This window comes from Streptomyces sp. NPDC054932 (genome assembly GCF_053610205.1).
The window spans coordinates 1-11,923 of the sequence record NZ_JBSGXU010000231.1 but is presented as its reverse complement, the minus strand read 5'-3'; the positions used below and the strand labels follow the sequence as shown (position 1 = coordinate 11,923).

10 protein-coding genes are annotated in these 11,923 nt (G+C 72.2%); 3 read left to right on the top strand and 7 right to left on the bottom strand.

Translation table 11 applies throughout. The features are described 5' to 3' along the window. Window positions 1-43: 43 nt before the first annotated feature. A complete protein-coding gene (locus ACWGE1_RS36430; RefSeq protein ID WP_453424755.1) occupies window positions 44-613 on the bottom strand; it encodes a dienelactone hydrolase family protein in 570 nt (189 codons plus the stop codon). Between the two features lie 71 nt (window positions 614-684). Here ACWGE1_RS36430 and ACWGE1_RS36425 point away from each other — a divergent pair, with 71 nt between their 5' ends. Continuing rightward, window positions 685-1,722: a mechanosensitive ion channel family protein gene (locus ACWGE1_RS36425; RefSeq protein WP_453424756.1), complete on the top strand. Its 1,038-nt coding sequence runs from the start codon at window positions 685-687 to the stop codon at window positions 1,720-1,722. Here the strand turns inward: ACWGE1_RS36425 and ACWGE1_RS36420 are convergent. Further along, the gene (locus tag ACWGE1_RS36420; RefSeq protein ID WP_453424754.1) at window positions 1,719-2,309 is read right to left on the bottom strand and encodes a TetR/AcrR family transcriptional regulator; all 591 of its coding nucleotides are present in this window, start codon (window positions 2,307-2,309) and stop codon (window positions 1,719-1,721) included. The two genes, ACWGE1_RS36425 and ACWGE1_RS36420, sit on opposite strands and share 4 nt — an antisense overlap. A 66-nt stretch (window positions 2,310-2,375) precedes the next feature. On the opposite strand from ACWGE1_RS36420, the gene ACWGE1_RS36415 reads away from it, so the two are divergent. After that, window positions 2,376-2,879: an SRPBCC family protein gene (locus ACWGE1_RS36415; protein WP_453424753.1), complete on the top strand. Its 504-nt coding sequence runs from the start codon at window positions 2,376-2,378 to the stop codon at window positions 2,877-2,879. Here the strand turns inward: ACWGE1_RS36415 and ACWGE1_RS36410 are convergent. The 5 genes from ACWGE1_RS36410 to ACWGE1_RS36390 all read right to left on the bottom strand — a co-directional run bounded on the left by ACWGE1_RS36410 (window position 2,876) and on the right by ACWGE1_RS36390 (window position 7,660). After that, a complete protein-coding gene (locus ACWGE1_RS36410; RefSeq protein WP_453424752.1) occupies window positions 2,876-4,468 on the bottom strand; it encodes a Na+/H+ antiporter in 1,593 nt (530 codons plus the stop codon). The genes ACWGE1_RS36415 and ACWGE1_RS36410 overlap by 4 nt on opposite strands. A gap of 220 nt (window positions 4,469-4,688) precedes the next feature. Further along, window positions 4,689-5,159 carry a GNAT family N-acetyltransferase gene (locus ACWGE1_RS36405; protein ID WP_453424751.1) on the bottom strand — a complete coding sequence of 157 codons (471 nt, stop codon included), beginning with the start codon at window positions 5,157-5,159 and terminating at the stop codon, window positions 4,689-4,691. Further along, window positions 5,156-6,097 (bottom strand): RluA family pseudouridine synthase, encoded by a 942-nt coding sequence (locus tag ACWGE1_RS36400; RefSeq protein WP_453424750.1) that lies wholly within the window; start codon window positions 6,095-6,097, stop codon window positions 5,156-5,158. The genes ACWGE1_RS36405 and ACWGE1_RS36400 overlap by 4 nt, the downstream gene beginning before the upstream one ends. 41 nt (window positions 6,098-6,138) lie before the next feature. Then, complete coding sequence (gene lspA / locus ACWGE1_RS36395; protein ID WP_453424749.1) at window positions 6,139-6,699, bottom strand: signal peptidase II; 561 nt, start codon at window positions 6,697-6,699, stop codon at window positions 6,139-6,141. Between the two features lie 199 nt (window positions 6,700-6,898). Continuing rightward, on the bottom strand, window positions 6,899-7,660 hold the full coding sequence (locus ACWGE1_RS36390) for a TraR/DksA family transcriptional regulator (protein ID WP_453424748.1): 762 nt from the start codon (window positions 7,658-7,660) through the stop codon (window positions 6,899-6,901). 590 nt (window positions 7,661-8,250) lie between these two features. Between ACWGE1_RS36390 and ileS the strand changes: the two genes are divergently transcribed. Beyond that, window positions 8,251-11,397 carry an isoleucine--tRNA ligase gene (gene ileS, locus ACWGE1_RS36385; protein WP_453424747.1) on the top strand — a complete coding sequence of 1,049 codons (3,147 nt, stop codon included), beginning with the start codon at window positions 8,251-8,253 and terminating at the stop codon, window positions 11,395-11,397. Window positions 11,398-11,923 lie beyond the last annotated feature (526 nt).

The window sequence follows — 11,923 nt, the reverse complement described above, 5'->3', positions numbered from 1 at the left end:
GTCCGGCAACCGCCGGACCGGGCCCCTGTGCCGTTCTCCGCGCCTACAGGCTGTCGAGGAAGCCGACCGCGACCTTCCATGCCTGCTCGGCGGCCTCGGCGTCGTAGTCGTCCAGCTCCGGGTCCGTGAACAGGTGCCCGGCACCCGGGTAGCTGTGGACCTCCACGTCGGCGCCCGCGCGCTGCATCCGCAGGTACCAGGCCGTCAGCCAGTCGTGCGGCTCGAAGGGGTCCGGGTCCGCGATGTGCAGCTGCACGGGCAGCTCGTCCACCGAGGCGCCCTCCTCCAGGTCCGCGGTCCCGTGCAGGAGCAGCAGCCCGCGCGCCTTCTCGTCGGCCATCGCCAGGTGCTGGGCGACGGAACCGCCGAAGGAGAAGCCCGCGTAGACCAGTCCCTGGTCCGAGTAGGGGGCCGAGGCCCGCACCGCGCGCTTCAGCAGCTCGTCACGGCCGATCTCGTCCTGGTGGGCCATGCCCTCCTCGACGGTCCCGAAGGTGCGTCCCTCGAAGAGATCCGGCACCTGGACCTGGTGCCCGGCCGCGCGCAGCCGGTCGGCCGCCGCGTGCACCGCGGGCCGCAGCCCGTACGTCGAATGGAAAAGCATGATGTTCATGCTTCCATCGTGCCAGCCGCCGCGGACACGGGGCCCGCGGACCGCTTCCCGCTACGTTCGTACCCATGGAGATGGAGAACGTCCTGCGCCCCGTGACGGTCATCGGTGGCGCACTGGTCGCCACCCTGATCGCGGGCTGGCTGCTGGACCTGCTGCTGCGCCGGGCCGACGCCCGGCACACCGAGACCCCCCTGTGGGGCCTGCTGCGCCGCTGCCGGCTGCCCTTCCAGGTCGTCCTCTGCACCTCGCTGCTCAGAGCCTCCTACCGACGGGCCGGGATCCTGCCCGACCACGCCTTCGGCGTCGGCCGGTTCCTCACCCTGGTCCTGATCGCCTCCGCTGCCTGGCTGGCGGTGCGCATCGCGACGGCCGTGGTCGACTCGACGTACGCGCGCTACGCGGCGGCGACCGAGGACGAGGCCCGCGTGCGGCGGGTCCGCACGCAGGTCACGCTGATCCAGCGGGTGGTCACGGCGGTGGTGGTCGTGGTCGCCGCGGCGGCGATGCTGCTGACCTTCCCCCCGATGCGTACGCTCGGCGCTTCGCTGCTGGCCTCGGCGGGCGTCCTCGGCATCGTCGCGGGCATCGCCGCCCAGGCCTCGCTGAGCAACCTGTTCGCCGGCCTGCAGATCGCCTTCGGCGACACCGTCCGCATCGGCGACACGGTGGTGGTCGACAAGGAGTGGGGCCGGGTCGAGGAGATCACCCTGACCTTCCTGACGGTCCGCACCTGGGACGAGCGGCGCATCACCATGCCTGTGTCCTATTTCACGAGCAAGCCCTACGAGAACTGGTCGCGCGGCGGCGCGCAGATGACCGGCACGGTCTTCTGGCACCTGGACCACAGCGCGCCGGTCGACCTGATGCGGGAGCGCCTCCAGCACATCCTGGCGGACATCCCGGAGTGGGACGGCCGCGGCGGCGGGCTTGCCGTGACGGACACCACACCGCACACGGTCCGGATCCGCGCGGTGGTGACGGCGAAGGACGCCGATGATCTCTGGACGCTGCGCTGCGCGGTCCGTGAACGCCTGATCACCTGGCTGGTGGCCGAGCACCCGTACGCCCTCCCCCGCATCGCCACCGCCCCGGCGGCGGACACTCCCTAGGGAGCGGCGGGCAGGAGCGCGGCCGCGCACTCCTCCGCGAGGTCCTCGGCGTGCGGCGGCAGCGGTCCGCCGGCGCGCAGGTGGCGGCGGACGACCGAGAGCGGCAGGTCGATCAGGGCCAGGGTGATGCGCTCCTGGTCCTGCGCGTCCGTCGCGCCGAGGGACGCGGCGAGGGTGCCGATGGCGGCGTACACGCGCTGATTGCCGGAGTCGGCCCGGCCGGTGTGTTCCTCGGACCAGTCGGCGCGGCCGAACTCCCACGGGCCGTGGAGCAGGAGTGCCGCCTCCTCGGGGTGGGCGCGGCTCCACCCCACGACGTGCCGGGCGGCCGCGCGCGCGGCGAGGCGGGGGTCGGTGTCGCTGTGCAGGCTGGCGTAGTAGCCCTCCTGGAACCGCTCGACGGTACGCAGCCACACCTCGGCGAGCAGGGCGCTGCGCCCGGCGAAGCGGTGGTACATGGACCCGCTGGGCGCGCCGATCGCCTGGGCGACGGCGGACATGCTCACGCCGGCCGGCCCGGCGGAGGCGGCCAGCCGGACGGCGGCGTCGAGGATCTGGTCGGTGTCGAAGCGGGGTGGTCTCGCCATGAATCAGAGAGTACCCTCCAGATTATTAGAGATATCTCTCTAATACTGCGATGGGGAGGACCTTCCATGGGCGTCTACAACGTGCACGAGCGTGTGATCGCTGCGAAGGAGAGCGAGGTCGGCGCACTGATCGACACGCTGTCCGGCGGGGAGGACGACCGGCTGTGGCCCGGCCACCTGTGGGAGGACATGGAGCTCGACCGCCCCCTCGGGGTCGGGGCGGCGGGCGGACACGGAGTGGTGCGCTACACCGTGGCCGCCTACGTGCCGGGGACCTGGGTGCGGTTCACCTTCACCGGACCCCGGGGCTTCCACGGCTTCCACGAGTACACCGCGCTGCCCCTCGACGCCGGGCGCACCGTGCTGCGGCACACCATCGCGATGAACCTCGGCGGCATCAGCCGCATCACCTGGCCGCTGGCCATCCGCACGATGCACGACGCAGTCCTGGAGGACAGCCTGGACCGCGCCGAACTGGCCTGCACGGGCACGATCGCCCGCCCGGCCCGCTGGTCCCCGTACGTCCGCTTCCTGCGCGGCCTGGAACGCCTCGTGTCCCGGCCGGCCTAGGGTGCCCGCAGGCTGCGTACGTCCAGGTGCCGCAGCACGCGGTCCACGATCTCCGGGTCGGAGCCCGGTTCGCTGCGGGCGGCCAGGACCTCGTGGCGGGCGGCCGACATCATCTCCCGCTGGATCCGCTGGATGTCGTGGAGCCGCTCCACCCGCTTCGCATACGCCTCGCGCCGTTCCTCGTCCACCATGTCGGGGCTGATCCTGGCCCCCACGTCGTACGCACGCCGGTAGAGCTGCTCGACCAGGTCCTCCGGCAGCTCCTCCGTCTCCTGGATCTCCTTCAGCCGCTGCTTCGCGGCCTTCGCGGCGCGGACCGCCAGCTGCCGCTCGGCATCCCGGTCCGCGTCCGTGTCGGCCTCCACCCCCAGCCGCCGCACCAGCCACGGCAGGGTCAGTCCCTGGCACACCAGGGTCGTCATGATCACCGCGAACGCGATGAAGATGATCTGGTCCCGCCCGGGAAAGGGGTCCCCGGCGTCCGTGCGCAGCGGAATGGCCAGGGCGAGGGCCACCGAGGCCACCCCGCGCATCCCGGCCCACCACATCACCACGCTCTCCCGCCAGCTCAGCGGGATCTCCTCGTCGTAGTCGCGCCGCCGGTGCAGCTTCTGGGCGACCCAGCCGGCCGGCAGCAGCCACACCAGGCGTACGCCGACCACCACCGCGACCACGACCGCCGCCCACCCGGCCATCTCCCACGCGCGGTCCTTCGCCGTGCCGAAGACGTTGTGCAGCTCCAGCCCGATCAGTCCGAAGGCCACCCCGGTGACCAGCATGTCGACGACCTCCCAGAAGGTGTGCCCGGCGAGCCGCCCCAGCACGTCGTCGGCGTCGCTCGCGTACTCGGCGAGGAACAGGGCCGCCGTCAGCACGGCGAGCACTCCCGATCCCTGGAGTTCCTCCGCCACCACGTACGCGACGAAGGGCACCAGGAGCGTCAGCCCGATCTGCAGGGTGGCGTCGCCGAGCCGCCCCATGAGCCAGTGGGTGGCCCAGCCGAGCGCGAGCCCGACGGCCACGGCCACGACGGCGGAGAGCACGAACTCCCCGAGCGCGTCGGGCCAGGAGAAACTGCCGCTGACGACCGCGGCGACGGCCACGTGGTAGAGCACGATCGCCGTCACGTCGTTGAAGAGTCCCTCGCCCTCCAGGATCGACACCATGCGGCGGGGCAGGCCGAGCGATCCGGCGACGGCTGTGGCGGCCACCGGGTCGGGCGGGGCGACCAGCGCGCCGAGGGCGACGGCGGCGGCGATCGGCAGCCCGGGCACGACGGCGTTGGCGACGGCCGCCACGGCCGCGGTGGTGACGAACACCAGGGCCACGGCCAGCAGCAGGATGGGCCGGACGTTGGCCGCGAACTGCCGCCAGGAGGTCCGCTGCACGGAGGCGTACAGCAGCGGCGGCAGCACCAGCGGCAGGATGAACTCGGGCGGGATCTCGACGTTCGGCACCGCCGGCACGAGTGCGAGGACCACCCCGCCGATGGTCATGAGGACGGGCGCGGGCAGTTTGAGCCGGTCCCCGAGCGGCACCGTGACCACGGCCCCGAGCAGGAGCACGAACAGCAGAGCAAGCTGATCCACTCCCCCACCCTGCCAGTCCGCTGCGCTCGGCCCGTGCGGTGACGGGGCCGCGGCTCCGTGTCGGGCTCCGCCCGAACCCCTACGGCGCTCCGCGCCCACGCCTCAATCGCCGGCGAGGCTGGAAGACTCTGCCGGGCAGCGGCCGAATCCGGCCTCGCCGGCGTTTGAGGCGCGGGGGTCCGGGGGCAGGGCCCCCGGCAACGGCGCCGCGCCCGTTCGGCTACGGCAGGGGACGCCGCATCGCGCGGTGCGGGATGCCCGCGTCCTGGAACTCCGGGCCGTAGGCCACGTAGCCGAGCCGCTCGTAGAAGCCCAGCGCATGCGTCTGCGCGCCCAGATCGACCGCGGTCAGACCCCGGCGGGCCGCCTCCGCCTCGATCGCGCGGACCAGCGCCACGCCCACGCCCAGCCCGCGCGCGGACCTGGTGACGGCCAGCCGCCCCAGCGAGCCGACGCCCTCCGCGCCGCCGGTCTTCGCCAGCGCCGCGTCCCCGTGCAGCAACCGGCCCGTGCCCAGCGCCACGCCGTCCGCGCCCACGGCCAGGACGTGCACCGCGTCCGCGTCGTACGCGTCGTACTCGATCGACTCCGGCACCGACTGCTCGACCACGAAGACCTCGGACCGCACCGCGAAGCAGGACTTCAGGTCCTGCTCCGAGGCGGCGACCCGCACCTCGACCGGCGAGGTCACTCGCTCTCCGCCCGGATCACGTCCAGCGCGTGCTGGAGGTCCGCCGGGTAGGTGCTCTCGAACTCGACCCACTGCCCGTCCGACGGGTGCTCGAAGCCGAGGCGCACCGCGTGCAGCCACTGCCGGGTGAGGCCGAGCCGCTTGGCGACGGTCGGGTCGGCGCCGTAGGTCAGGTCGCCGACGCAGGGGTGCCGGTGCGCGGACATGTGCACGCGGATCTGGTGCGTACGCCCGGTCTCCAGCTTGATGTCCAGCAGCGAGGCGGCGCGGAAGGCCTCGATCAGGTCGTAGTGGGTGACGGACGCCTTGCCGTCCTGGGTCACCGCCCACTTGTAGTCCGCGCTGGGGTGGCGGCCGATCGGCGCGTCGATGGTGCCGCTCATCGGGTCCGGGTGGCCCTGCACGAGCGCGTGGTAGCGCTTGTCCACGACCCGCTCGCGGAACTGGTTCTTCAGCGAGGTGTAGGCGCGCTCCGACTTCGCGACGGCCATCAGGCCGGAGGTTCCGACGTCGAGGCGGTGCACGATGCCCTGGCGTTCGGACGCGCCGGAGGTGGAGATGCGGTAGCCGGCCGCGGCGAGGCCACCGATGACGGTGGTTCCGGTCCAGCCGGGGCTCGGGTGGGCCGCGACGCCCACCGGCTTCATGATGACGACGATGTCGTCGTCGTCATGAATGATCTCCATGCCGGGGACGGGCTCGGCGACGACCTCGACCGGCCGGGCCGGTTCGGGCATCTCGACTTCGAGCCAGGCGCCACCGTGCACACGCTCGGACTTCCCGACGACACTGCCGTCGACCGACACCTTTCCCGCGGCCGCGAGATCGGCCGCCTTCGTCCGGGAAAAACCGAACATACGGGCGATGGCGGCGTCGACGCGCTCGCCCTCGAGGCCATCGGGAACGGGCAGGGTGCGGATCTCGGGAATCGTACTCACCCGTCGAGTATGCCGGACGGGGCGGACGGGCCGTCCCGCGATCAGTCCTTGTGGACGGTCCCGTCCGGGTCCAGACCCTTGAAGGACAGCAGGACGATCAGGATGCCGCCGCACACGATCGCCGAGTCGGCGAGGTTGAAGACGGCGAAATGCGCCGGCGCGATGAAGTCGACGACCGCACCCCGGAACACGCCCGGCGAGCGGAAGATCCGGTCGGTCAGATTGCCCAGCGCACCGCCCAGCAGCAGGCCGAGCGCGATCGCCCACGGCAGGCTGTAGAGCTTGCGGGCCAGCCGCACGATCACCACGATCACGGAGGCCGCGATGCAGGTGAAGATGATGGTGAAGGCCTCGCCGAAGCCGAAGGCCGCGCCCGGGTTGCGGACCGCCTCGAACTTCAGCAGGTCACCGATGATCTCGATCGGCGCATGGTGCTCCAGCTTCGCCACGACCAGCATCTTGCTGCCGAGGTCCAGCACGTAGGCGAGCACCGCCACGACGAGCAGAGCCGCGATCCGACGGCGCCCCTTGGGCCCGGCGGACTCCGGCTGGGCGTCGTCCCCGACCTCCGGCGTACCGATGATGCGCTCCGCCTCTGCCACGTGAGTCCCTCGAACTAGCTCGAACCAGGCTCCTCCTGGACCCTGACGGAAACGAGGGTACGTCAGGGCCCCCTCGCACCGCCTGCCCCACCTCCCCCGGATCCGTCCGGGGGAGGTGGGGCAGGACGCCCGCCCCGAGACCGTCTCCTTCGGATCCTGCCGGGCCCGCATGGTCCGACAAGATCCAGAAGGGACGACCCTAATGGCGCCGTTCCTGCTTCTGCTTGCAGTCCACGCACAGCGTGGCCCGCGGGAATGCCTGCATCCTGGCCTTGCCGATGGGCTGCCCGCAGTTCTCGCAGAGCCCGTACGTGCCCGCCTCCAGCCGTTCCAGGGCCCGCTCGGTCTGCTCCAGCATCGAGCTGGCGTTCGCCGCGAGCGCCAGCTCGGACTCCCGGGTGATGTTCTTCGTGCCCGTGTCGGCCTGGTCGTCGCCCGCACCGTCGCCGGAGTCCCGCATCAGGCCCGAGATGGCCACCTCGGAGGCGTCGAGCTCGGCCCGCAGCCGCAGGACCTCCGACAGGAGCTCCGCACGGGCGTCCTCGACCTCCTTGGGGGTCCAGGGGTCCTCCCCCGGCCGTACGGCGAGCTCACCGGGGGCCAGGGGCGCCGTGGCCCGTGCCTTGGGGAGCCCGCTGGTCGCGGCCGCGGCCGTCTTCCTCGCCGTACCGGCGCTCTTCTTGGCAACCACTTTCCGGACTCCCGTCTTCTCAGCGGCCTGCGCCGCCCCCTCGGTCCCGGCCTTCTTGGCCGTGACCGTCCGCTTCTTGACGGCGGTCGTCTTCTTGACGGCGGTCGCCTTCCCGTCCGGAGCCGACGCGGCGGCGGTCTTCCGGGCAGCGGTCTTCCCTGCAGCGGCCGCCTTCTCGGCGGGAGCCGCCTCCTCGGAGACCGCCGCCTTCCCGGCGGCCTTCCCGACAGCCTTCTTGGCAGTACTCCCGGCGGTCTTCTTCGCCACCATGGCCGCGGCCCCTTCACATACTGTGATCTTTGCTCGCGAATCGTGCCGGAACGATAAGTCGGCTCCGGCCCCGCGGCAACGGGGCACGCATCCGTCGAGGTCAACCTGCATCCGTTGTGCCCATCAGGAGCCCCGGTAATCCGCCACACGCGCCCCACCGGAGCCGGAAGCGGCGCCGCAGACCCATTCGGGTCACGCCGGGCGCCCGCGCGGCCCCTGCGCGCACACCCGCCACGCCGGGCCGGCGGCCCCCGCACGGGCCCCCGAAAACCGGTCTGCCGTCGGCCCTGCGGGCCCGTACACTGGGCCCAGCGAAAGGCATGGACGGGGACGAGTAGCGCCGTACGCAGCCAGGAGCGACCCGGGGACGGTGAGAGCCCGGGGGCGAGCGCGACGTGAAGGATCACCCCTGAGCCGCCGGAAGAAAGCCTGCACGGGATCCCCGTACGGCGAGTAGAACCGGCTTCGCACCCCAATGAGGGGGCCACCGGATCCGTCCGGCGGCCAAGGAGGGTGGTACCGCGGGAGCAGCAGTCGCTCTCGTCCCTCCGGACGGAAGTGACATCCCGCCGGAGGAAGAGTTCAGCCTCATGACCACACCGCCGCAGTACCGCCCGGTACCCGCCCAGGTCGACCTGCCTGCCCTCGAGCACGCGGTCCTCGACTTCTGGCGCGAGAGCAAGACCTTCGCCAAGACCCTGGAGCAGTCCGAGGGCCGCCCCGAGTGGGTCTTCTACGAGGGCCCGCCCACCGCGAACGGCATGCCCGGCGCGCACCACATCGAGGCCCGCGTCTTCAAGGACGTCTTCCCCCGCTTCCGCACCATGCGCGGCTACCACGTGGCCCGCAAGGCCGGCTGGGACTGCCACGGCCTGCCGGTCGAGCTCGCCGTCGAGAAGGAGCTGGGCTTCAACGGCAAGCAGGACATCGAGGCGTTCGGCATCGCCGAGTTCAACGCCAAGTGCCGCGAGTCCGTGACCCGCCACACCGACGCGTTCACCGAGCTCACGACGCGGATGGGCTACTGGGTCGACCTGGACGACGCCTACCGGACCATGGACCCCGAGTACGTCGAGTCCGTGTGGTGGTCGCTGAAGGAGATCTTCAACAAGGGTCTGCTCACCCAGGACCACCGCGTCGCCCCCTGGTGCCCCCGCTGCGGCACCGGCCTCTCCGACCACGAGCTGGCCCAGGGCTACGAGACGGTCGTCGACCCCTCGGTGTACGTCCGCTTCCCGCTGACCTCCGGCCCGCTCGCGGGCGAGGCGGCGCTGCTGGTCTGGACGACCACCCCGTGGACCCTGGTGTCCAACACCGCGGTCGCCGCGCACCCCGAGGTCACCTACGTCGTGGCCACCGACGGGAACGAGAAGCTGGTCGTCGCCCAGCCGCTGCTGGAGAAGTCCCTCGGCGAGGGCTGGGAGGCCACCGGCGAGACCTTCACGGGCAAGGAGATGGAGCGCTGGACCTACCGGCGCCCCTTCGAGCTCGTGGACTTCCCGGCCGAGGCCCACTACGTCGTGAACGCCGAGTACGTCACGACCGAGGACGGCACCGGTCTGGTCCACCAGTCCCCCGCCTTCGGCGCCGACGACCTCGCGGTCTGCCGCGCGTACGGCCTGCCCGTCGTGAACCCGGTCCGCCCCGACGGCACCTTCGAGGAGGAGGTCCCGCTGGTCGGCGGCGTCTTCTTCAAGAAGGCCGACGAGAAGCTGACCGCCGACCTCGACGCGCGCGGCCTGCTCTTCAAGCACATCGCCTACGAGCACAGCTACCCGCACTGCTGGCGCTGCCACACGGCCCTGCTCTACTACGCGCAGCCGTCCTGGTACATCCGCACCACGGCCGTCAAGGACGCGATGCTGCGGGAGAACGAGAAGACCAACTGGTACCCGGACTCCGTCAAGCAGGGCCGCTTCGGCGACTGGCTGAACAACAACATCGACTGGGCGCTGTCCCGCAACCGCTACTGGGGCACCCCGCTGCCGATCTGGCGCTGCGAGGAGAACCACCTCACCTGCGTCGGCTCCCGCGCCGAGCTGAGCGAGCTGTCCGGCCAGGACCACTCGAACCTGGACCCGCACCGCCCGTACATCGACGACGTCACCTTCACCTGCACCGCCGAGGGCTGCTCCCTGGAAGCGGTCCGCGTGCCGGAGGTCATCGACGCCTGGTACGACTCGGGCTCGATGCCGTTCGCGCAGTGGGGCTACCCGTACAAGAACAAGGAGATCTTCGAGAAGCGCTACCCGGCGCAGTTCATCTCGGAGGCCATCGACCAGACGCGCGGCTGGTTCTACACGCTGATGGCGGTCGGCACCCTCGTCTTCGACAAGTCCTCCTACGAGAACGTGGTCTGCCTCGGCCACATCCTCGCCGAGGACGGCCGCAAGATGTCCAAGCACCTGGGCAACATCCTCCAGCCGATCCCGCTCATGGACCAGCACGGCGCGGACGCGGTGCGCTGGTTCATGGCGGCCGGCGGCTCCCCGTGGGCGGCCCGCCGCGTGGGCCACGGCACGATCCAGGAGGTCGTCCGCAAGACCCTCCTCACGTACTGGAACACGGTCGCCTTCCAGGCCCTGTACGCCCGTACGTCGAACTGGGCACCCTCCGCGGCCGACCCGGCCCCGGCCGACCGCACGATCCTCGACCGGTGGCTGCTCTCGGAGCTGCACACGCTCGTGGCCGAGGTCACCGAGGCGATGGAGTCGTACGACACCCAGCGCGCCGGCAAGCTGCTGTCCGCGTTCGTGGACGACCTGTCGAACTGGTACGTCCGCCGCTCGCGCCGCCGCTTCTGGCAGGGCGACGCGGCCGCGCTGCGCACCCTCCACGACGTGGTCGAGACCGTCACCCGGCTGATGGCCCCGCTGACCCCGTTCATCACGGAGCGGGTCTGGCAGGACATGGTCGTGCCGGTCACCCCGGACGCCCCGGAGTCGGTCCACCTCTCCACCTGGCCGGTCGCGGACACGGCGGCGATCGACCCGGCCCTGTCCCAGCAGATGCAGCTGGTGCGCCGCCTGGTGGAGCTGGGCCGGGCGACGCGTGCGGAGTCGGGCGTCAAGACCCGCCAGCCGCTGTCGCGGGCGCTGGTCGCGGTCTCGGGCTTCGAGTCCCTCTCCCCCGAGCTGCACTCCCAGATCACGGAGGAGCTGAACGTCTCCTCCCTGGCCTCCCTCTCGGAGGTCGGCGGGTCCCTGGTGGACACCACGGCGAAGGCGAACTTCCGGGCGCTGGGCAAGCGCTTCGGCAAGGGCGTCCAGGACGTGGCGAAGGCGGTCGCGGCCGCCGATGCCGCGGCCCTCTCCCTGGCCCTGCGGTCCGGCTCCGCCGAGGTCGAGGTGAACGGGGAGTCCGTTTCCCTCTCCCCGGAGGAGGTCATCATCACGGAGACCCCGCGCGAGGGCTGGTCGGTGGCGTCCGACTCGGGCGCGACGGTCGCCCTGGACCTGGAGATCACGCCGGAGCTGCGGCTGGCGGGCCTGGCCCGTGACGCGATCCGTCTGATCCAGGAGGCCCGGAAGAACTCCGGCCTGGACGTCGCGGACCGGATCGCGCTGCGGTGGTCCTCCGCGGACCCGGAGGTCGTGACGGCCCTGACGGACCACGCGGGCCTGATCGCGGACGAGGTGCTCGCCACGGACTTCGCGTCCGGCGACGCCGACGCCGCCTACGGCGACGCGTTCACGGACGAGCCCCTGGGCCTGACTTTCCGCCTCCGCAAGGCGTAACCCCGCCCCGAGCGGCCCGTACCCCTTCCCTCCCGGGGGTGCGGGCCGTTCGCGTCTGCGGCCGGTGGCCGCGCCTCAGGCGCCGGCGGGTCTCGGGGCTGGGGTGTGCGCCCTGGCCGGGGTCGGGATCGGGGGGTGGGGGTGCGGTGCCGCCGGCGGGTGTCTCCTCGGCTCGGCGCACGCGGGCACGTCACGGGCCGGACGGGGTGGTCGCGCGCTCGTCCTGCGGGGACACCCCCCGCCGTCCCCACACCCCCACCCCGGCGGATCCGCGCCCCGTCCCGGACGCAGAGGTGCCGTGGGACGGGGACACCCCCCACCGTCCCCACACCCCCACCCCGGCGGATCGCCCGCCTCGTACCAGGGCCGTGGGGCGGGGACACCCCCGCCGTCCCCGCACCCGACCCCGGCGGTGTCGGCCCGCCTGGTACCCGGGGGCCGTGGGGCGGGGGCACAACCGGGGCACCCCCCACCACGAGCGCGCCACCCCGCCGAACCCCAGAAACACGGCCCCCCGCGCGAGCCC

Bases quoted from the DNA above. Each gene is read 5' to 3' on its own strand.
- ileS (WP_453424747.1), top strand. From the start codon at position 8,251: ATGACCACACCGCCGCAGTACCGCCCGGTACCCGCCCAGGTCGACCTG.
- ACWGE1_RS36420 (WP_453424754.1), bottom strand. From the start codon at position 2,309: ATGGCGAGACCACCCCGCTTCGACACCGACCAGATCCTCGACGCCGCC.
- ACWGE1_RS36430 (WP_453424755.1), bottom strand. From the start codon at position 613: ATGAACATCATGCTTTTCCATTCGACGTACGGGCTGCGGCCCGCGGTG.
- ACWGE1_RS36415 (WP_453424753.1), top strand. From the start codon at position 2,376: ATGGGCGTCTACAACGTGCACGAGCGTGTGATCGCTGCGAAGGAGAGC.
- ACWGE1_RS36425 (WP_453424756.1), top strand. From the start codon at position 685: ATGGAGAACGTCCTGCGCCCCGTGACGGTCATCGGTGGCGCACTGGTC.
- ACWGE1_RS36390 (WP_453424748.1), bottom strand. From the start codon at position 7,660: ATGGTGGCGAAGAAGACCGCCGGGAGTACTGCCAAGAAGGCTGTCGGG.